Origin of the sequence: Streptomyces sp. R-74717 (assembly GCF_047305335.1) — a bacterium.
Taxonomy (GTDB): domain Bacteria; phylum Actinomycetota; class Actinomycetes; order Streptomycetales; family Streptomycetaceae; genus Streptomyces; species Streptomyces atratus.
The window spans coordinates 620,102-640,833 of sequence record NZ_CP102361.1 but is presented as its reverse complement, the minus strand read 5'-3'; the positions used below and the strand labels follow the sequence as shown (position 1 = coordinate 640,833).

Below are 20,732 nucleotides of genomic sequence, written 5' to 3'. Positions count from 1 at the left end.
TGAGATTGTCAGGGTTACTGCCAAGGGCATCGACGTCACCATCGACTTCACGGACGCCGGCATCAAGAAGCACACGAACACCTGGCAGAAGCTGCTCGACGACGACCTGTTCGCAGTCACTCCCTGTAGCGAGGAGTGTCCGGCGGACGGCAGCATCGCCCCACCGCCCTCGCCGCGGCCGATCTGGGCAGCGCCTGCCGCCGCGTCTACCGCATCTCCCTGTACGGATGGGCCTGGCCGCTGGTCGACCGCCGGGCCCCGACCGGTCGCGAGCGCAGGGGCGCCCATCCGCCCATTGCTCCGCTGGCCCTGCTCGACGACCCGCAGGCCCCGGAGCGGTTGCAACGGGGACTGGCCGACCGCGCCGCCGAGGCGGAACCACGCACACTGGCCCGCGAACCGGCCTGCCTTCGAGCCGCGACCACATGGTGGCAAGCCCGGGGCTGGATCACCGCCGACCCGGCGGCCGGTCTCGCGGCTCCGCCGCCACGGCCTGGACCGGCGCCAAATCCCTCGGGGGATTCCGTGGCCCCTTCGGCGACTGCTGTCGGCCAGGATCGGGCGCGCGCTGCCCTCGCCTTGCGGGCCCCGCTGAGGGAGTTGACCCTGTGGCACCTCCTCCACGAATCGGGAGCCCCCGTCGAGCGGGTGCTCGCCCTCGACATCGACCGGCTCGACCTGCCCGGCCGACGCACCAGAGCGGGCACGGCCCCACCACTGAGCTGGGGATCGTGCACAGCGCACCTGCTGCCGATGCTGCTGGTCGGGCGCACCCCTGCCGGGCCGGTATTCGTCACCGACCGGCGGGCGCCCGCCACCACACCGGCAGCCGACCGCTGCCCGGTGACCGGCCGAGGACGGCTCTCCTACCGCCGGGCCGCCGAACTGTTCACCGCAGCGACCAAGCCACTCGATCCCGTTCTGCGGCGGCTCGGCGGCCGTCGTGATCTCAAGTCGGGGTAACCGCCCCGCGACCGAGGAGATTCCGTGCCGTGAATCCGAGCAGCCTGCGCGCGGCCGAGGTGTCGACCGGCGCCGCGCGACCCGGCAGCGGGTGCCGCAGCGCGGTGGTGGGGTGGTAGCGGCGCAGCAGTTCCTCCGTCGGGTACGGCACGATGATCTCGGGGGCGCAGAGGTGTACCGCGTGTGCCGCACGGCCGGGTACGTCCAAGGCCAGCAGCGCGGCTCTCGCCGCGTCATGGACCTCGAGGTACGTCCACAGGTCCCTTGCCCCCGCGGCCGGGTCGGCCGTGAGCCGGGCGGCGTGCGCGTGCAGCCGTTCCTCGAATCCGCCCACGTACGGATAGCGCAGGCACACCACGCTCATCCCGTGCCGCCGCGCCATCATCTGCGCTGTCAGCTCGTCGACCTGTTTGGAGAGGCCGTAAGGGTCGGCCACCTGGGAGGCCATTGCCTCATCGACCGGTGCGTACGGCGGATGCGGATCCTCGACGTCCGTCCAGGGCAGGCCCGTGACACCCCAGGAGCTCGCCACCGCCGCATGCCGGATCCCGGCCCGGCCGGCCTCCTCCAGGACGGTGAAGGTGGAGAGGCTGTTGCCCCCGAAGACCTCCAGCGCGGTGTTGCGCTCGGGAGTCGGGATCGCCGCCAGGTGGATGACCGCGTCGGCGCCCTCCAGAGCCGCCCGCACGGTCTTCGCGTCGGCGGCGTCACCGTTCACGACCAGGCGCGCCGCCAGATCGCCGGGGTCGTCGAGGACCAAGGCGTTCGCCTCGATCCCGCGCTCGGCGAGCAGCGCGAGGACCGCTCGCCCGATCCGCCCGGCGGCCCCGGTGACCATCACTCTGCCGACCATCCAGCCACTCCCCTGCGTCGGTGCTTCTACTTGTAGGCGCGCACGGCGACGACGTGCGCCGACGCCGCCCCGTTGGTGGCTTCGACGACGACCCGGATCGCCGATGTGGTGACCGGCTCCGCCGGCGTGTGCGTCTCGCGTCGCCGCCGGTTCTGCGCCGCACGGGCGATGACGCGCCAGGTGCCGTCAGTATCCAGTGCCTCGACGCGGTAGTCGCGAAGGAGGGTGGGGAGGGTGTCGAAGGGCGTGCGGTGGTGGTGCAGGTTGATCAGGTCCTCGTTGACGTCGTCGTCGGCGATGACCTCGATCCGGCCCAGGGCGACCGGTTCGGGCCACGCCAACTCGAGCCAGGGGGAAGGGACGTCCGCCAGGGGTGCGGAGACCCACATGTGCGGTCCCGCGTACGGGCGGGCATAGCCGTCGGTGGCCTTGGCGGGGGAGTAGGCCGCGGTCTCTCCCATGCGGAAGCAGAATGTGCGGCGCAGCAGGCCTGTGTCCGTCCACTCGCGCAGCAACTGCGGCGATTCGTCCGACGGGCGCAGCGGGACGCGCGTGAAGCACAGGACGCCGGGGGTCGGGCGGTCGGAGCGGTGCAGGGCGAGGGCGTCGTTGGCGCGGACGACCAGGAAGGCGTTGCGCGGGGTTTCGGGAGACCAGTCCAGGCCCGTTTTGAGCCACTGCCGGGCACCGGCGGCGACGGGCAGGGTGGTGGAGGTGACGAGGCGGCGCGGGACGTAGTTCTGGCCGAGTTCGGGGTCGTACAGATCGATCACGATCTCGGTGTCGCGGTCGGCGTCGACGAGCAGCTCCACCCCGGAGAGGCCCGGGTCCGCGGGGAGGACGAGTCCGGCGTCCGCCGCGAGCGGCCATGGCTCGTCGGAGTCCTCGACTGCCAGGCCGCTCAAGGTGGACGATGCCGTGGCCGTCGCCCGCAGCGCCAGGTCCTCCGGGTCCGTCGAGGCGAGGCCGATGAGCGAGGCATCCTGGCGCAGCAGCGCCGTGTGCAGCTCGGGTACGGGGAGTTCGCGCGGGGTGACATCCCCGGTGGCGCAGAGTGCCGCCGCCGTGCCGGCCGCCTGGCCGATCGTGGCGCAGGTCGCCATGACGCGGGTCGAGCCGAAGGCAACATGGCTGGCGGAGATGTTGCGCCCGGCGAAGAGCAGGTTCTCGGTGTTCACCGAGTAGAGGCTGCGGTACGGAATGTGGTAAATGCCGTCCGCGTAGAGCTGTTTGGCACCTGCATCGGTGGCGTACATGCCCTGCGGCGGATGCAGGTCGATCGACCAGCCGCCGAAAGCGACCCGGTCGGCGAACTCGGTCTGGCCGAGGATGTCGCCCTGGTGCAGGACGTAGTCGCCGAGGAAGCGACGGTACTCCCGTTTGCCGGGGACCGAGCCCACCCACTCCAGGGTCATGTTCGCCGCGTCGAACTCGCCGGAGTTCTTGATGTGGTCCCAGATACCGTGGATCACCGACCACAGCTCGTCGCGGATGCGTTCGTTGTCGTGGACGGTGTCGAGCTCGCCGCCGAACTCGATCCACCAGTACGCGCAGCCGTTGTCGCCCGCCTTGATGATGCGGCGCTGCGGGATGGAGGTCCGGGTGATGTCCTTGGCGAAGTTCGGCGGCACGAACTTGACCGGGTGACCGGCATCCTTCGTGTAGAAGAGGAGAGTGGAGCCCAGGGTGATGTCGTCGGCCGTCTCCGGAGCCCATGCCTCGTCGTACTCGGTGCGCGATTCCCGGCCGATGCGGTGGTGGGCGCCCGCCAGGTGGCCGATCAGGCCGTCTCCCGTGCAGTCGAGGAAGAGCGAGCTCTCGAAACGTATCCGCCGCTCCGAGCCCATCATCCAGCCGGTGACCGAGGTGATCCGCCGGGCCTCGTCCGGGCCTTCGGCGTCGACCTCGCGCACGTCGGTGTTGAGGTAGAGCGTGATGCCGGGCTCGGCGCGTACAGCGTCCAGGACCACGGCATCCCAGTAGTAGGGGTTCCCGTCCGGGTTGCGGAACTGGTTCTCCACGAGCAACTCGCCCATGATGCCGCCCTCACGGGCATGGTGATTCTTGCCGTGGCCGGTCGCGCCGCACACCCAGACCCTGACCTCGCTGCTCGCGTTGCCGCCGAGCACCGGCCTGTTGTTGATCAGCGCGACGCTCCGGCCGAGCCGGGCCGCGGCGATCGCCGCGCAGACCCCGGCCAGGCCGCCGCCGACGACGGTGATGTCGTGCCGTGCGGTTTCATTCCTCATGTCGTACGTCACTTACTTCCAGTCGGGATTGGCGGCGAGACCGTAGTAGATGCGCGGGGCACCGTCGAGGGTGAGGGTGACCTTGCCGCCGGAGGCTTTCAGGGTGCGCTCCTGGCCGATGCAGTTCAGCTCCCGCACCGTGCCCTTGACCGTCCCCGAGTGGGCGACGACCGCGGTCCTGGTAGTCCAGGTGTCGACCCAGGGCTCCGGCGACGCGTACCAGGGATCCTCCCCGTGCTCGGAGTTGAGGATGTACCCGTCCTTGCGGCTCCAGATGATCGACACCGGTCCGCCGGGAGTGGTGAAGAGGAGCCCCTTGATGTCCTGGTCCGTGAAGTCGAGATGCCGGACGAACTCGGCCTCGTCCAGGACCCGGGCGGCGGTCGCGAAGGCGAGGAGCGAGGGCTTGGCGCTGGTGTCGCGGTTCATCAGGCCGTAGTGGTACTCGGGGTTGGCCGGGTCGGCCTCCTGCGGGTGGTGGATCGTCGAGTCGTGCAGCTGGTACCAGTTGACGGCGCGCACCTTCTCGGACTTGGCGAGAGCGAGCGTGAGCAGCGTGTTCTCGGCGGCGTGCCGGTAGGTGTCGCTCCACCACGCGTTGGGCCGGGTCGGTGCGTACGCCTCGGTGAGCCACAGCTCCTTGTCGCCGCCGTACTCCTCCAGGACCTGGTTCGCCTTGCGCAGTGCGCCGAGGAAGTTCCAGTACGAGCCGGACGACCCCTGCGTCCACTCCTCGGGCGGTGGCGCGAAGTCGGGCGTGAAGTTGCCGCGACCGGGGTGGAAGGCGAAGGCGTCGATGAGGTCCCAGCCGCCTGCGTCATGGAAGTTCTTGGTCCATACGTAGTCCATGCCGCCGAGGCCGGCGTTCATGACCTTCATCCGCGAGCCCGCCGCGTCGAGGCGCGTGGTGACCTGGCGCAGACCGTCCCGGACGTAGGCGTCGGCGCCGCGGCCCGACATCCAGGGCTGGTTGACCTCGTTGCTCACCTCGAAGTACGCGGCCTCGGCGTCCAGGGCCTTGGCGACATTCGTGTCGGCCCAGGCCGCGATCTGCTCCGGACTTCCGCCCACGGGGATGCCGCTCAGCTCCACGTTGTGCCCGATGCCGTTCGCGTCCAGAGTCGCGATGTCGATGCCCGGGGCACCCGCGTAGGCGATGCGGATCCACTTGATGCCGAGCGTCTTGACCAGCCCGAGCACGGCGTCCTTGCCGGGCTTGAGCAGCCAGGGGTAGTTGGCGAGGCCGAACATCGACTCCTTGCCCGCCTTGTACGCGAACTCCGGGAGCACGCTCAGATTCGTGCGGGCCAGCGCCTTGTCACTGCCGCTGACCGCCTCCACCTCGGTGAACACGATGTTCTGCGACGGCGAGGTCAGGGGAAAGGAGGCGTTCCAGGCGGCGCCCGCCGCGAGGCTCCTGCAGAGCGTTCCACCGGCGATCGTCTTGCCGCCGAAGTCCCGCGCCCACCACTTCAGGGTCACCTTCCTGGCCGCGGCGGAGCCGTTGACGACCTGCGCCTTGAGCGTCATCGTCTGCCCGGCCGCCTTGTAGAGGTTGAACGGCTGGTCGGTCCACACCTCCACGCCGAGGGGCCTCTTGGCAGCGAGCGCTCCCGCCCCGCGCGGCCGCAGATCGCCGAGGACCAGATCGGCCTCGGTGACCGCGGTGCTCGCGCCGGTCGAGGTGCCGGGGGAATGGACCCATGTGGCGTTCGTGCTCGCGGGGTTGGTGGACGAGAGGCAGAAGAAGCCCTTCGACCCCGCCCACGTCTCCACGTACGCGCCGCCCGCGTTCACCTCGTACGGAATGCCGCCTCGGGCGTCCCGCTCCCAGACGGTCAGTGCTTCGTACGACTCCGCCGCGCTCGCTTCGTACACCGTGCGGGAGAACATGAAGCCGGCCGGGGTAAGCGTGCTGGAGCCGCCGACCTCCCACTTCATGTGTGCCTTGCGAGGGGTGACGTCGAAGGTGCCGCGCACCGTGACTCCGGACGCGTTGCTCGCCATCGTGTACGTGACCTGAATCGCGGGCCGCCCGTCGGGGAGCGTGATCCGGGCGGGCGTACCGCCGAAGGTGCGCTGCTGGCCGAGCGCAGTGTCCTTGATCATGAAGTGGCTGAGCAGGATGCGGTCGGCGCCCGCACCGTCCTGCACGAGGACGCTGCCGTCGCTACGGCCGACCAGGGTGATGCCGTCGGCCTCGATGGTGACCGGGTCCGCGGCGTACGCGGGAACGGTCGGCAGCAGCGCGGCGCCGGTGGCGACGGCCGTGCCCTGGATGAATCTGCGGCGGGCGACTGACATGGAGGTGCCCTTCTCTTGGTCGGGGTGTTCCGGATGCTCCGAGGTTTCCGAAGCGGAAGGTGTGGTGGGGCAGTTGATGGCTCGGTCGTCGGCTCCGGTGGAACTCAGCCCTTGACTCCGGTGAAGCCGAGCCCGGCGACGATGTACTTCTGGCAGACGACGAAGACGAGCACCGGCGGGGCGACGGCGAGCACCATCGCGGCGATCAGCTGGTCCTGCGGAGCCTGCGTGGCGAGCTGGGCGAGAGCGACGCTGATCGGCTGCTTCTCGGGGTCGGTGATGGCCACCAGCGGCCAGATGAAGTCCTTCCAGGAGTGCATCACCGCGAGCAGACTGATCACGGCGAGCACCGGCTTGCTCATGGGCAGCACGATCTTGGTGAGTAGTTGCCAGGTACTCGCCCCGTCGACCCGCGCCGCGTCGAACAACTCCTTCGGCAGGGCGTCGAAGAACTGCTTGGCGAGTAGCACCGTGAAGGCGTTCGTGCCGGCCGGCAGCCAGATCGCCCAGTAGGTGTCGCCCAGGTTGAGGTGGAGGAACGGCACATCGATCACGGTCATGAAGAGGCTGACCATGTTCACCGTGTACGGCACGAACATCGTGGCGAGGATCGCCCCGTAGACGACCTTGCCGAACTTCGGCCTGAGTACCGAGAGGGCGAAGCCCGCCGTGGCCGAGACGAAGAGCTGCACGAACCACGATCCGCCGACCACCAGGAAGGTGTTCATCAGATAGCGGCCGACACTCAGATCGGTGTACGCCGTCGAGAAGTTGCCCAGGGCCGGCCGGTCCGGCCAGAGGGCCAGGGGCTGAGTGGTGAGCTCGGTGGGCGGTGAGACCGCGCCCTTGACCATCCAGTACAGCGGTCCGATGCCGATGAGCAGCAGCAGGATCAGGGTGAACACCTGGATGGAGCGCACTGCGGCGCGCACACCGGGCCGCTGGCGGTCGCTGGTGGAGACGAAGGTGGTGAGCGTGGTCATGACGTGCTCCAGCTGCGGGTGGCCCGCAGATACACCGCGGAGAGCAGGGCGAGGGCGAGCACCATCAGGAAGGAGAGCGCGGCGGCCTGGCCGTACTCGCCGTCCTGGAAGGCGTACCGGAAGATCAACAGCAGGACCGTCAGGGTGGAGTTCTCGGGTCCGCCGCCGGTGAAGACGTACGGCTCAGTGAAGACCTGCACCGTGTTGATCAGCTGGACGAGCAGCAACAGTCCGATGACAGAACGGAGTTGGGGCAGCATCACATGCCAGATCCGCCGCCAGATGCCGGCGCCGTCCACTTCGGCGGCCTCATAGAGTTCGCCGGGGATGCCGACCATCGCCGCGAGGTAGATCAGGACGGCACCGCCCATGCCCGCCCAGGTGGCCTCCAGGACCAGCGAGAGCATGGCGCTGTCGGAGGTCTCCAGCCACGAGTACGGGCCGAGCCCGACCTTGCCGAGGACGTTGTTGAAGAGCCCGCTCCCGGGATCGTAGAACCACTTCCAGAGCAGGATCGCCACGACGGGCGGGATGACCACCGGCAGATACACCAGGAAGCGGTAGACGCCCGCGCCGCGCCGCACCGTCGACATGATCGCGGCCAGGATCAGCGGCGCCGGGAAGCCGATCAGCAGGCCGAGGACCACGAAGAACAGGGTGTTCCCGACGGCGGTGCCGAGCAGCGGATCGTCGAAGAGCGTACGGAAGTTGTCGAGGCCGACCCAGACCGCGGGCTCGACGAGGTTGGTCCTCTGGAAGCTGAGCAGCAGGCTGCGCACGATCGGCCACCAGGCGAAGAGCCCGAAGACCAGCAGCGCGGGGACGAGGAACAGCCAGGCCGTGAACTGTTTGCGGGCGCCGGTGCCACGCCGCCGCTGTGGCAGGGCCGGCGGCACGGGTTCCTTGGACACAGCGGCCGGGCGCCGGGACGGAGTGAGCAGGGCCATGGGCCGGCTACTCCTGGTCCGCGGCGAGCTTGGCATTGACGTCCTTCTCGGCCGAGGCCAGCAGGGAGTCGATGTCGGCGTCGCGCTTGGTGAGCACCGCCTGGACCACCGGGTCGAGCGCGGTGTACAGCTTCTGTGCCTGGTACGGCGGCTCCGGCTTCAGCTTCAGCGTGGAGAGGCCGTCGATGTACGGCTTGAAGTTCTGCAGCTTCACATTGACGTACGGCTTGATCGCGGCGTCGATCTCGGTCTGCCGTTTCTTGTCGAAGACCGGCAGTGTCGGCACGCCCACCGCGGACTTCGGGTCGACAGAGAGCGCCTTGGCCTGCTCGGCGGCCATGTCGGTGCTGTACTGCGGCTTGGCGTAGGCGAAGGTCAGCCACTCGACGGCGGCTGCCGCATGCTTCTTGTCGGCGGACTTCGGGACCATGTAGATGTCGCCGCCGGTGAGTGTCGCGTCGCCGCCGGACTGCGGCATCGGGGCCGCTCCGAAGGCGTCGGTGTTCTCCATGCCGAACTGCATCTTCGCCAGTCGGTACGTCCCCGGGCTGCCCATGAACATGCCGACCTGCCCGGCCGCGAACTGCTTGATCACGTCGTTCTGATTGTTGAGGAGGGTTTTGCCGAGCGAATCGTCCTTCCAGCGCATGTCCTTGAGCAGCCGCAACCCCTTCTTCGTCGGCTCCCCGGTGAGCGTGGCGGTGTACTTGCCACCCTGCTCCTTCTCCAGCTCGCCACCGAAGGCGTACGACAGCATCGTCAGCTGCCAGCCGCCCTGGTTGTCCTTGGACTCGTGGACGAAGCCCGCCTTGCCGGTCCTGTCGCTGATCCTCTTGGCGGCGGTGCGGACTTCCGCCCAGGTGGTCGGCGGTCTGTCGGGGTCGAGGCCGGCCTTCTCGAAGAGCTCGCGGTTGTAGACCAGGCCCTGGGCGTAAGGATTCTGCGGTACGCCGTACACGTCGCCGGCGCTGTCGGTGAGCGGCTGGAGGACCTGAGGGTTGAACTCCTTGAAGTGCTTCCACTCCTTGAGCTGCCCGGTGATCGGCTGCACCTGCTTCTGCTGGATGAGCCGCTGCGGCTCGGTCAGCGGCACCTTGATGACGTCCTCGACATTGCCGCCGGACAGCTTCGCGGAGAACGTCAGCGGGTCGAAGACCGTGGTCGAACCCTTGACCTTGATGCCCGGGTTGGCCTTCTCGAAGTCGGCCACCTGCTTCTTGAACAGGGCGACCCCCGGCTTGTCGGTGGCCGGCGGCATGCCCTGCACCCGCAGCACGAGATCGCCGTCCCCGCCGGCGCTGCTCGGGGTGAGGGAGGAACAGCCCGCGAGGGTCGCGGTCAGCGCCATGCAGCCAAGTATGGCCGCACAGCGGGAGTTTCTGGGCATAACGGCTCCAAGAAGGGCAGGAGTGGGCTCGGTGCGGTGTAGTGCGGTGTTTTGCTCGTTGTGGTGGTGTGCGCCGTGGATCAGTGGGCGGGTGCGGGGCCCGTCGAGGCGCGGGGGATCAGGCGGGAGCCGATCTCCACGAAGGGGGAAGTGACTTCAAGTCCTTGTCCAGTACGGCCTGTTGTGCTCGCGATCGTCTCGATCAGGAGGTCCCCCGCACGTGTGGCGATCTCTTCGGGGTCGATCCTGATCGTGGTGAGGCTGGGGGTGGAGACGGAGGCGAGCAGCGTGTCGTCGATGCCGATGACGCTGACGTCGCGCGGCACGCTCACGCCGAGGTTGGCCATCTGGTGCAGCACGCCGAGGGCGACCAGGTCGTTGTGGGCGATCACGGCCGTCGCTTCGTGGGCGGCGACGAGGGTGGCGGCGTGCACGCCCGTCTCGAACCGCGGCTCGTACGGGCCGAGCTCGGACAGGGAGAGGTCGAGCGCTTCGAAGGACTCCTGGATGGATTTGCCGCGGCTCAGCTCGGCGCGGGACGCGTTGATGAAGACGCAGCGCCGGTGACCGTACGCCTTCAACTGCTCGGCGGCCTGCGCGATGCCGGCGGACAGTGAGATCCGGACCTCGGGGATGCCCGGCACATGACGGTTCACCACCACCAGCGGCATCCGGCCCGCGAGTTCATGGAGCCGGTCCTCGGTGAGGGTGGAGGCCCACAGGATCAGGCCGTCGACCCGCTTCGATACGGCCGCGATGGCGGCCAGCTCGTCCGCCTCGCGCTCGTCGCTGTCGGCGACCAGGACCGTGTAGCCAAGGTGCCGGGCGCGGGCCTGCATCGCCTTGATGATCGGCGGGAAGAACGGGTTGGCGATGTCCGGGACGATCAGGCCGAGCGTTCCGGTGCCGCCGCCGCGCAGTGAACGGGCCGCCGGGTTGGGGGAGTAGCCGAGCTTGGCCGCGGCGTCGAGGATGCGCTGCCGCGTCGTCGGCTGCACCTGGTCGGGTGCGGTGAACGCACGGGACACCGTCGACACCGAGACGCCCGCGGCGCTCGCCACCTCCCGGATCGTGACTGCCACGGACGGCCTCCTCGTCGTCTTGAGCCGGGGGACCCCGGTCGTCTCGCATCTGGATCCTGCGAATGCGGTTGATGTTTGCGAACGTTCCCAGGGCGTGTCAAGACGTGTGTCAGGACTATTTCATCGAGGAAAACCTTCTGGATGCACGGGTCTTGCGCTTCAGCTCGATTGCTGCCGATGATGTGTTCTCAAGAACGGCACTGAAATTGCGGGAACGTTTTCATAGAGGAGTGGAATGAAGATCACCGGCCTGGAAGTGCTGACTCTCCCCGACCACGGCGACAGCATGATGCTGGTCGTGGTCGACACCGACGAGGGCATCCACGGCCTGGGCGAGGTCGGCATCAGGTCGCGCCAACGGGCGGTCGCGGGCGGTCTCGAGCACCTCGCGGAGCTGATCGTCGGCGAGGACCCGCGACGGATCGAGCACCTCTGGCAGGTGATGTTCCGGCGCGGGTTCTTCCCCGCCGACCGCATACTCGGCGCCGCCATCGCAGCGGTGGACGTGGCCCTTTGGGACATCCGCGGCAAGGCGCTCGGCGTACCGGTGCATGAGCTCCTCGGCGGCCGGGTGCGTGATCACGTACCCGCCTATGTGCATGTCGGCGACGGCTACCACGACCGCGCGTGGTTCCTGGACCGCTGCCGCGACCTGGTCGCCGCGGGCTGGCGCCATCTGCGGTTCGCCTCGCCGCACGACGCGGACGGCACGCTCGACGCCCGTCGCTGCCTGCGCGACTCGGTCGACCTCTTTCACCAGGTGCGGGACGCGGTCGGCGACGAGGTGGAGCTGATCCTCGACGTCCATACGCGCCTGGATCCGCCGGAGGCGCTGACCCTGTGCCGGGAGATCGAGGCGGCCCGCCCGTTCTTCGTCGAGGACCCACTGCGCTGTGAGAACCCGGACAGCTACCGCATGCTGCGGACCCGCACCGGCGTACCGCTGGCCGCAGGTGAACAGTACGGCTCCAAATGGGAGTTCAGGACACTCATCGAGGACGACCTCATCGATTACGCGCGCGTGGACGTCGGGGTGGCCGCTGGCCTGACCGAGGCGAAGAAGATCGCGGCGATGGCGGAGACCCACCACATCAAGCTCGCCACCCACAACCCGCTCGGCCCGGTCACCGCCGCCTCCTCGCTCCAACTCAACCTGGCCTGCCCCAATGTGGCGATCCAGGAGCACCAGACCGACCCCGATCCGGCCATCGCCGCCCTCTTCACCGCGCGGCCGACGATCCTGCCGGGGCGGGTGGAGTTGAGCGAACTGCCCGGCATCGGCGTCGACATCGACCGGGAGGCGGCGCGCCGGTACCAGGCCGCGGCGGCCGAGCGCCCGCACTTGCGCACGGCGGACGGGGCGTTCACCAACTGGTAGCCGCGCAGGGCCGGTCGGCCGCGCGGGCCCGCCCCCGCGGAATCGACGGCGTACAACCCCTGTGTCCCATCCGGTACCGAACAGGACGCCGGACAGGAACCGGGCCCCTTCCGGTTACTGGCTGAGAAGCCGCACACCCACGACAACGGGACATGCGCATCACCGTCCCGGCGGGCCCACAGCCCGCTTCTGCACACTGAGTACGAAGTCCGACTCCAGGAAGTGAGGCGAGTTCCGTCGTGTCGTTCAGAGGAGCCGCGAGACCAGTCGAACTGGGCCTTGTCGGCATAGCGTTCATGGGCGTGCTGGTAGGCGCGTCGGCGACGCCGGCCGGCAGCCAGGAACGCGAGAAGCTACAGGTGACGGCCGTATCGTCGCGGCCCGGCGTGGTGTCGGGAGACGACGCCCTGATACGTGTGGAGGTGCCCGCCTCCATAGCGGGCGACAAGGTCCGGGTCGAGGTGGACGGCCGGGACGTGACCTCGAGCTTCCGGCCCTCCGGTGACAACGCGCTGATGGGCGTGGTGAAGGAGCTGTTCAAGGGCGACAACAGGCTCACGGCCAGGGCTCAGAGCGCGGACTCCGGACAACTGACCCTGAAGAACCACCCCATCACGGGGCCGGTGTTCTCCGGGCCGCACGAGCAGCCGTTCGTCTGTGACACCGCCGAGTTCAAGACGGTCACCGGCGGTACCCTCGGGCAGCCGATCGACAAGGACTGCTCGGTCAAGACCCGCGTCGACTACATGTATCGCACCACGGCCGGCAAGTTCGTTCCGTTGCCCGATGAGAACGTCCGTCCCGCCGACCTGGCGACCGCCACGACGAGCGCGGGCAAGAAGGTGCCGTACATCGTCCGCGTAGAGACCGGCACCATCAACCGCGGCATCTACGAGACGGCCGTGCTGCACGACCCGAACGCCGGTAACCCCGACCCGCTGCAGCGTGGGCCGGGCTGGAACGGGCGCCTCGTGTACGGCTTCGGCGGGGGCTGTAACGGCGGCTGGTACGTCCAGGGCCGCAACACCGTCGGCATCATGAACGACACGTATCTGAGCAAGGGCTACGGCGTCGCATCGTCCACGCTGAACGTCTTCGGCAACAACTGCAACGACCTGCTGGCCGCCGAGACCATGAGCATGGTCAAGGAACGCTTCGTGGAGACGTACGGCGACCCGGCCTTCACCATCGGAAACGGCTGCTCCGGCGGCTCGTACCAGACCCACCAGATCGCCGACAACTACCCGGGTCTGCTGGACGGCATCCTCTCCGGCTGCAGCTTCCCCGACGTCGGCTTCGGGACGATTCAGACGCTCAGCGACGCCCAGCTCCTGAACCACTACTTCAAGGAAGTCGCGCCGGACGCGTTCACCAAGGAGCAGCAGAAGGCGGTCTCCGGGTTCGGCAAGTGGGAGAGCATCGGCAGCCTGGCCAGGGCCGGCGGCCGTATTGACCCCACGGTGTTCTGCCCGCCCCAGCTGCCCGAGGGACAGCGCTACGACCCCGACACCAACCCGGACGGTGCCCGCTGTGACGTCTACAGCCACACCGTGAACGTCTACGGCGAGGTGCCGGAGACCGGGAAGGCGCGCAGGCCGCTCGACAACACCGGTATCCAGTACGGACTTGAGGCCCTGAACAAGGGGACCATCGACATGGACCAGTTCATCGACCTGAACCGGCGCATCGGCGGCCTCGACGACGACGCCAAGCCCGCCGCGGAGCGCACCGTCGCCGACCTCAAGGCGGTACGGACGGCCTACCGCACGGGCCGCATGCTGAACGGCGGTGGCGGCCTCGCCGACGTTCCGATCATCGACTACCGCGACTACACGGACGACGCCGCGGCCGGTGACATGCACATGCGCTTCCACTCCTTCTCCACCCGGGTGCGCTTGGACAAGGCCAACGGAACCCACGCCAACCAGGTCATGCTCACCCGCTCCAACGGGCACGGATTCACTCTCGCCGGGATGCTGTCCGACATGGACCGGTGGCTCACCGGCATCAAGGGAGACGCCGGCAATGACGCCCCCATCGAGAAGATCGTCCGCCACCAGCCGCAGGGTCTCACGGACGCCTGCTGGACCCGTGGCATCGGTGCGAGGAAGATCGCGGAGCCCCAGGTCGAGGGCATCGACAACACCGAGTGCAACACCCTCTACCCGGTGTGGACATCGCCGCGGATGGTCGCCGGAGCCGATGTGGCCAACGACATCGTCAAGTGCCGCAAGCGTCCCGTGATCCGCTCCGACTACCGAGTGCCGGTGACCGACGGTCAGTTCAAGGATCTGAAGGCGATCTTCCGGAACGGTGTCTGCGACTGGTCCAGGCCCGGGGCGGGTCAGCAGGACCTCGCCGGTACATGGCTCTCCTTCGACCGGAAGTGACAGGCTCGCGGCAGGTGAGCCAAAACTGGGCAGTGTGACCTCTCGCAGCAATCGCACCACCTCGCCGGTTCCGGCCCGCACCCCGCGGGCCGGAACCGCAAAAGCCCGTCGCGGCTGGCCGCGACGGGCTGGTCAGCGAATCGGAAACGGATGGCCGGCCTGGGAGCCGCCTACGACGCCGAGCCCGCGCCGCGCACAGTGGACGATGTGATCGCCGCCCCCGGCCGGCATGACGCCGCCCGTCCCGTGCCCCCGAGCGCTGCCCAGGGCCGAAGGCCAGGCCGAAGTGGTTGTGCGGCTCAGTGAACAGCACCGCCGCCGAGGTGGAGGCCGCCGTGTTCGACCAGGCCGGGCACCGCGACCCCGGGCACCGCCGACCCTGGGTCGCGCTGCGCACGATACCGATACGCGGGATCGGAGTCCCATTGGAGTCTGGCCATCCCGGTGTCGACGATTCCGGGCGACACGGCGTTGCTGCGGATGCCCGCGGGGCGAGTTCGCGGGTGAACGTGCGCATCAGCGATCGGACGGCGGCCTTGCTGGCCGAGTACGTGTGACGATCAGGATCCCGGCCGCCACGACCGCGAGCCAGCGCCGCGCGGCCTCCGACGCGACACGCCGCGGTCCTGCTGATGCCGACCCAACCGACGCCGGGCGCCGGCCCGCCGACGGAGCCGAACACCACTGATTTTGCTCATCAATTGAACGGTTCCCGTGCCCCCTGCACGCATTCGTGTGCTGCGAACTGAGGCGCAGGGCGGGGAAGTCGCCGGCTAAGCCTTGCGGGCGACGGCACACCACATGGGCAGGGCGTCGTCCGGAGTGTCGGACGGTCCGGGACGCCAGCGGGTCAGGGTGACAACGCCCGGCTCCAGGATGTCCAGGCCATCGCAGAATCGTTGCACCTCTTCGTGGGTGCGGGGGGTGGCGGAGGCGTGGCCGGCAGCGCGCTCGTTGTAGATCCGCATGGATTCGGCGACCTCGGGGGCGGTGACGTCGACGGCAGGATGGGACAGGACGAGGTGACTGCCCGGGGCAAGGCGGTCCAGCAGCCGGCGGGTGACGTCCCACGGGTCCTCTGAGTCCTTGATGTACTGCAGGATCGCCACCAGCATGAGGCCGACAGGCTGGCCCAGATCCAGGGTGCGGGAGGCCGCGTCGAGAATCGTGTCCACGTCCCGCGCATCGGCCTGCACATAGTCGGTCTGCCCCGCTGGGCCACTGACCAGCAGCGCCCGCGCGTGAGAAAGGACGATCGGATCGTTGTCGACGTAGACGACACGCGACTCGGGAGCGCCGCGCTGGGCCACCTCGTGGGTGTTCTCTGCGGCGGGGATACCCGTACCGACGTCGAGGAACTGACGGACCCCGGCGGCCGCGAGGTGACGTACGGCGCGGCCGAGGAAGGCCCGGTTGGCCCGGACCGACGGCACAATCGTCGGGTTCGCTCGGGCAGCGAGTTCGGCTGCCTCCTGATCCACCGGATAGTGATCCTTGCCGCCCAGCCAGACGTTGTAAACGCGGGCTGGGTGCGCGCTCGTAGGGTGTGGTGCGGACAGTGCGTAGTCGTTCATCGTTCGTCACCTCGTGCGGCCGAAACGGCCAGGTCGGACCCAGGTTCGGCAACGGTACCCGTGTGACCCGCCCCTCACTGCCGATCAGCGAAAATCGCTTGGCGAGCGTTCTGCACTGGCGCGTTCCATGGCGGACCGTGCGGTACGGGGCACAGGGAACGGCAACACGACGGGTTCAGAGGTTCAGAGCACCGCGATAACCGACCGGGCCGCAGAGGATCTTGGGGAGTTCGCTGTGCGCCGCGCGAGCGAGTCGGATGCGGACGCACTGGTCCGGATCGACCCGGTCGCGGCGGAGGGCGATGACGAGCGGCACACGAGCATCCGGCGTTGGTGCCGGCAGGGCCTGGTGGCCATGGCTGAAGACGCGTCCGGGCCACTGGGCTACTGCGTGGTGGGATACACGCTCTTCGAGCAGGCCTTTGTCACGATGCTGATGGTGGCGCCCACCGCCCGTGGCCGAGGTGTGGGTGCGCGTCTGCTGGCAGACGCCGCGGTCTCCCGTATCACCCCGAAGCTGTTCACCTCGACGAACGTGCCCAACCGGCCGATGTAGCGTGCGGGATGGAGCCCGGTCGTCCTGCTCCACGGCACGGCGTTCAGGTCGCACGCCTGGACGGCGGCCAGGGCGTGGGTCGGGACCGTACGTTGGGCAGGCCCCGCCGCGGGCGAGCCGCGCCCCGCCGGACGATGTCCTCTGTGCGGTGAGCAGCACTACGTGCAGCCCTTGCACCGCGCACGCGGCAGGTGGGAGCCGGGCCGCCGACTGCGCGGCTCCCACCCGGTCGGTTACTTCCGCACGCCGACCGCGCGGATGATCTCCTGCTTGACCGAGCCGCCCTTGTTGTCGGCGGCCGAGGCCCGCACGGAGATGTACCGCGCGTCGTTCGGCACCCGCACGGAGCCGGCCCAGGCGGCGGACTTGCCGCGTACGCCGTCGAGTGCGACGGATGTCCACGTCGCGCCGTCGTCGAAGGAGACCTCCAGCGTGGAGCCGGTGATCTTCCCGGTGTCCGTCGCGCCCTTTATGTACTCGGAGAAGACCCCGAGATCCAGCCGCTTTCCGGCCCGCACGTCACCCTGCAGGTCGGTGTCGACGTCGAACCCGAGGTTGAGCACCGGCAGATACGTCCACCGGTCGGCCGGCGTGGCGGACGACTTGAAGGTCCATTCGGAGTGGCCCTTCGTGGAGAGCCGCCAGACGTCCGGGTCCATCGTGGTGTCGGTGACCACCTTGAAGTCCTGCTCGGTCGGCTTGACGCGCCAGGCGTGCACCCCCGAGCTTTGCTTCCGGTCGACCTGCACCCCGTCCACGTACACCTCGGTGAACTGGGTCAGCGACTTCTGGTTGAACACTTCGCCGAAGCCGGTGTGGTCCCGTCCCGAGTCGCCCCAGCCCGGCGTGTTGAACTCCAGGTCGTTGCCCGCGCGACGCTGGCCCCAGCCGAGACCGGTACCCAGCCACGGGTGCAGGACCGGCTTGAACCAGTCGGTCCCGGAGCGCGTGCCGCCGCGGTAGTGCACGACGCCGCTGCGCTCCTCCAGGGCACCCGGGCCGCTGGACATGGACTCGTGCCAGCCCTGGTCGGGGCCGGCGCTGACGTAGTCGGTGCGCTCCGCGGGGAACTTGATCTTCTCCTGGAAGCCGATGCCGTATGGGAAGCTGTCGGTGATCGAGTAGCGGAACTCGCCGCCGTCGGCGGGCTTCGGCGCGTGGAACTTGTTGTTGACCACGGCTAGTTCCCTCTTGCCCGGCCGGTATGTCAGATCAGCGGGGATCGCCCCCGAGTACCCCTTGCTGAGGTCGTAGACATAAGGCGTGAACTCGGTGCCGGTCAGTTCCATGCCCCGGCCGAGCCGAGCGGCCTCGATCAGGCGCGCCCCGTCCTGCGCGTTCACCGTCGCGCTGTACAGGGGACGAGTCTCCCCGTCGGCCGCGCTGAAGTTGGCCATCAGCCGTCCGGGAGCCTCGTCGGTGACGAACAGAGCCTTGGCGCCCGCATCCCGTGCGTTCTGGGCCAGCTCGGCGGACGTGATCGCGTCGGTGCGACGCACGACGACCGCGTTGCCCGCCACGTCCTTGCCGGGGTAGTCGGCGGGGCTTCCGGCGCCCGCGTCCACCAGGGACATCCGCTTGTGCCCGGTGAACATGTCCGATCCGTACTGCACGGCCGTCTCGCCGAGCCGCTTGCCGCCTGCCTCGACATCGAGTTGCGGCTTGCCGAGCCGCCAGACGGTCCGGTACTCGAAGGTGCCCGTGGCGGGCTTGCGGGTCGGTGCGGCGAAGATGCTGTCGTACTTCGGCGGGACCTGCACGGCAGGCGCGAAGGACGCGCCGTTCGCGGACCGGTTGAACTTCATCAGCAGCTGACGGGTCTCGGTCCGCTGGTCCACCTCGGCCCGGATCTCCCGCAACTTCGTCCCGTCGAGGGTGACTTCGCGGTCACCGTCCATGGTGACCTCGGGCTCGGTGAGCAGACCGAGGCCGAGCGAGTCCTTGCCCTTGCTGCCGCGCACGTCGAGGAAGCTGCACAGGGTGTACATGCCGGGCTGCAGACGCAGCTTGAGCGTGCCGGATTCGCCGACCGCGGCGGGGAAGGGGTCTGTGTCCTTGGCCAGCTGCTTTACGGTCAGGTTTGCGGCGGACGCCGCGCCGTCGCGGTCCTTGACGTGGACGGTGAGGGTGTAGCGCTCGTTCTCCTTGGTCAGGCCGAAGGCCGTGTGCGCCACCACGGTGTCGCCGTCCTTGGCGATGATTCGGCCGGAGGTGGCGCCGACGGGCGCGGCGGTGCCGTCACCGGTGACCGTGGTCTGCGCGGTGCCGTGTGCCGGCACGGTGAGGGTGGAGTCGGCGAGGGTGACCACGCCGGCGGGAGCGCCCTCGGCGGTCAACGCGAGGGTGACCGGCCGGTCGGAGGCGTTGGTGTAGGTCAGGGTCTTCGTGACCGGCTTGTTCGCCTCGTAGGGCCAGCTGGTGAAGCCGAGGTCGGCGCTGCCGGTCGCGGTGATCTGCGCGGCGATCGCGGACGGGACGTCCACGCGGCCCGCACCCACCTCGTACGACGTGCCGCTGATCTGCTTGGACGTGCTCATCAGCCCGTCCTTGAGCTGCTGTCCGCTCCAGTCGGGGTGCTTCTCGGCGAGCAGCGCCGCCACGCCCGCGACGTGCGGGGTGGCCATGGACGTACCGCTCATCGTCGTGTACGGGCCGCTGCCGCTCACGAGCTGCGAGCGCGCCGCGAGGATGTTCACGCCCGGCGCGGACAGGTCGGGCTTCAGCGCGTTGTCGCCGAAGCGCGGGCCCTGGCTGGAGAAGGGGGCACGCCGGTCGGCGGAGTCGACCGCGCCGATCGTCAGCGCGGAGTCGGCCGCGCCGGGGGAGCCGATGCTGCCGGGGGAGCCGGCGTTGCCGGCCGCGATCACGAACAGGGCGCCCGTGTCCTTGGAGAGGGTGTTCACCGCCTGGGCCATCGGGTCGGTGCCGTCACTGCCCTGCCGCGATCCGAGGCTCATGGAGATGACCTTGGCGTGGACGTCCTTGGCCGCCCATTCCATCCCGGCGATGATCTGCGAATCGAATCCGGAACCCTGGTTGTTGAGAACCTTGCCGACGGCGAGCGTGGCGCCGGGCGCGACGCCCTTCTCCTTGCCGTCGGACGCGGCACCGCTGCCACCGACGGTGGAGGAGACATGCGTGCCGTGGCCGTGCCGGTCGGCGACCTCCTGGCCGTCGATGAAGCTCTTGGTCTCGCTCACCCGGTCCTTGAGATCGGGATGGGTCAGGTCCACGCCCGTGTCGAGGACGGCAACCTTGACACCCTTGCCGGTCAGCCCGGCCTCCCAGGCCGCGGGGGTGCCGATCTGGGCGTTGCTGGCCTCCATCGCGGCGTCGACGCGTGCGTCCAGCCAGATCTTTTCGACGCCTTCCGACAGACGCACACTGCCTGAAGTGGCGCTGCGTGCCCCGGAGGTGATGTCCGGTGCGACCGTGCGCCAGAACGCCCCGGACTTCGACGCCTCCAGGGCCGCACCGCCTATGCTCGGCAGCCCACGTACCTGACGGGCTCCGTGGGGCGTCGCGCTCCGGGCGTTCTTCGCGTACGTCACGATGAGCGGGAGGCCGTCGGACGACCGATCGCCGAGCCCCTGCTCGATCAGAGCGGTGACGTCGAAGAGCTCGGCGTCCAGGACGCCCGCCTGGAGGTAGGGCCGGGCCTCGTCGGGTACGACGGTGATCCGGCCGTCGGACATCTCGCTGCGAACCGCTCCGTTCGCGCCCTTGGGACGCTCCACGGCGACCGACTTCCGGCCCGCGCCGAGGTCGGTCACGGTCACCTGGTCACCGGTGATCAGGGTGACGGTTCGCGCGGCGCTGGGCGCGTGCACGGGTGACGTGGCACGGTCGGTGCCTGCCCCCGCCGTGCCCAATGCCCCAGCTGCGACGGCCTGCCCGGCCGGCAGCAGTACGAGCGACAGTCCCGCTGCCAGCAGCCGGGATCTCCGCCTCGCGGATAATCTGGTCATGGATGACTCTCCTCCGCGCACCCGGTGAATGGGTGGAGCCGGGTGCTGCGAAGAGTTTTCGCGGCGGCAACTTGAGTGTCGACCGTTCTGCCCTGGCG

Annotated in this window: 14 protein-coding genes; 5 read left to right on the top strand and 9 right to left on the bottom strand. The window is 69.0% G+C overall.

What is annotated here, in order from left to right; genetic code table 11:
* Positions 1-135: 135 nt before the first annotated feature.
* Positions 136-963, top strand: a complete 828-nt coding sequence (locus NRF20_RS03070; protein WP_398632901.1) for a hypothetical protein — start codon at positions 136-138, stop codon at positions 961-963.
* Here NRF20_RS03070 and NRF20_RS03065 read toward each other — a convergent pair.
* The 7 genes from NRF20_RS03065 to NRF20_RS03035 all read right to left on the bottom strand — a co-directional run bounded on the left by NRF20_RS03065 (position 950) and on the right by NRF20_RS03035 (position 10,768).
* A complete protein-coding gene (locus NRF20_RS03065) occupies positions 950-1,816 on the bottom strand; it encodes an NAD-dependent epimerase/dehydratase family protein (RefSeq protein WP_398632900.1) in 867 nt (288 codons plus the stop codon). The two genes, NRF20_RS03070 and NRF20_RS03065, sit on opposite strands and share 14 nt — an antisense overlap.
* A gap of 26 nt (positions 1,817-1,842) precedes the next feature.
* Positions 1,843-4,065 (bottom strand): FAD-dependent oxidoreductase, encoded by a 2,223-nt coding sequence (locus tag NRF20_RS03060; protein ID WP_398632899.1) that lies wholly within the window; start codon positions 4,063-4,065, stop codon positions 1,843-1,845.
* 12 nt (positions 4,066-4,077) lie between these two features.
* Positions 4,078-6,369 carry a hypothetical protein gene (locus NRF20_RS03055; protein ID WP_398632898.1) on the bottom strand — a complete coding sequence of 764 codons (2,292 nt, stop codon included), beginning with the start codon at positions 6,367-6,369 and terminating at the stop codon, positions 4,078-4,080.
* Positions 6,370-6,473: 104 nt separating this feature from the next.
* Entirely contained in the window at positions 6,474-7,352 is an 879-nt protein-coding gene (locus NRF20_RS03050; protein ID WP_398632897.1) for a carbohydrate ABC transporter permease, read from the bottom strand.
* Entirely contained in the window at positions 7,349-8,299 is a 951-nt protein-coding gene (locus NRF20_RS03045; protein WP_398632896.1) for a carbohydrate ABC transporter permease, read from the bottom strand. Before NRF20_RS03045 ends, NRF20_RS03050 begins: the two co-directional genes overlap by 4 nt.
* 7 nt (positions 8,300-8,306) lie before the next feature.
* Positions 8,307-9,647 (bottom strand): ABC transporter substrate-binding protein, encoded by a 1,341-nt coding sequence (locus NRF20_RS03040; protein ID WP_398632895.1) that lies wholly within the window; start codon positions 9,645-9,647, stop codon positions 8,307-8,309.
* 119 nt (positions 9,648-9,766) lie between these two features.
* Positions 9,767-10,768, bottom strand: coding sequence for a LacI family DNA-binding transcriptional regulator (locus NRF20_RS03035; protein ID WP_398632894.1), 1,002 nt, complete (start codon positions 10,766-10,768; stop codon positions 9,767-9,769).
* A 235-nt stretch (positions 10,769-11,003) separates the two neighbouring features.
* On the opposite strand from NRF20_RS03035, the gene NRF20_RS03030 reads away from it, so the two are divergent.
* The 3 genes from NRF20_RS03030 (at position 11,004) to NRF20_RS03020 (ending at position 15,093) form a co-directional block, all read left to right on the top strand.
* Positions 11,004-12,146 (top strand): mandelate racemase/muconate lactonizing enzyme family protein, encoded by a 1,143-nt coding sequence (locus tag NRF20_RS03030; RefSeq protein ID WP_413751941.1) that lies wholly within the window; start codon positions 11,004-11,006, stop codon positions 12,144-12,146.
* A gap of 296 nt (positions 12,147-12,442) precedes the next feature.
* Entirely contained in the window at positions 12,443-14,536 is a 2,094-nt protein-coding gene (locus NRF20_RS03025) for a DUF6351 family protein (RefSeq protein WP_413751940.1), read from the top strand.
* Between the two features lie 302 nt (positions 14,537-14,838).
* On the top strand, positions 14,839-15,093 hold the full coding sequence (locus NRF20_RS03020) for a hypothetical protein (RefSeq protein WP_398632891.1): 255 nt from the start codon (positions 14,839-14,841) through the stop codon (positions 15,091-15,093).
* A gap of 216 nt (positions 15,094-15,309) precedes the next feature.
* On the opposite strand, the gene NRF20_RS03015 is transcribed toward NRF20_RS03020, so the two are convergent.
* The gene (locus NRF20_RS03015; protein ID WP_398632890.1) at positions 15,310-16,110 is read right to left on the bottom strand and encodes an SAM-dependent methyltransferase; all 801 of its coding nucleotides are present in this window, start codon (positions 16,108-16,110) and stop codon (positions 15,310-15,312) included.
* Between the two features lie 235 nt (positions 16,111-16,345).
* Between NRF20_RS03015 and NRF20_RS03010 the strand changes: the two genes are divergently transcribed.
* Positions 16,346-16,666, top strand: a complete 321-nt coding sequence (locus NRF20_RS03010; protein WP_398632889.1) for a GNAT family N-acetyltransferase — start codon at positions 16,346-16,348, stop codon at positions 16,664-16,666.
* Positions 16,667-16,899: 233 nt separating this feature from the next.
* Here the strand turns inward: NRF20_RS03010 and NRF20_RS03005 are convergent, their stop codons facing one another.
* Positions 16,900-20,634, bottom strand: a complete 3,735-nt coding sequence (locus tag NRF20_RS03005; protein ID WP_413751939.1) for a S8 family serine peptidase — start codon at positions 20,632-20,634, stop codon at positions 16,900-16,902.
* Positions 20,635-20,732: the final 98 nt, after the last annotated feature.

Coding starts and splice junctions, on each gene's coding strand:
- NRF20_RS03065 (WP_398632900.1), bottom strand. CDS start 1,816: ATGGTCGGCAGAGTGATGGTCACCGGGGCCGCCGGGCGGATCGGGCGA.
- NRF20_RS03060 (WP_398632899.1), bottom strand. CDS start 4,065: ATGAGGAATGAAACCGCACGGCACGACATCACCGTCGTCGGCGGCGGC.
- NRF20_RS03055 (WP_398632898.1), bottom strand. CDS start 6,369: ATGTCAGTCGCCCGCCGCAGATTCATCCAGGGCACGGCCGTCGCCACC.
- NRF20_RS03050 (WP_398632897.1), bottom strand. CDS start 7,352: ATGACCACGCTCACCACCTTCGTCTCCACCAGCGACCGCCAGCGGCCC.
- NRF20_RS03045 (WP_398632896.1), bottom strand. CDS start 8,299: ATGGCCCTGCTCACTCCGTCCCGGCGCCCGGCCGCTGTGTCCAAGGAA.
- NRF20_RS03040 (WP_398632895.1), bottom strand. CDS start 9,647: ATGGCGCTGACCGCGACCCTCGCGGGCTGTTCCTCCCTCACCCCGAGC.
- NRF20_RS03030 (WP_413751941.1), top strand. CDS start 11,004: ATGAAGATCACCGGCCTGGAAGTGCTGACTCTCCCCGACCACGGCGAC.
- NRF20_RS03025 (WP_413751940.1), top strand. CDS start 12,443: ATGGGCGTGCTGGTAGGCGCGTCGGCGACGCCGGCCGGCAGCCAGGAA.
- NRF20_RS03015 (WP_398632890.1), bottom strand. CDS start 16,110: ATGAACGACTACGCACTGTCCGCACCACACCCTACGAGCGCGCACCCA.
- NRF20_RS03005 (WP_413751939.1), bottom strand. CDS start 20,634: ATGACCAGATTATCCGCGAGGCGGAGATCCCGGCTGCTGGCAGCGGGA.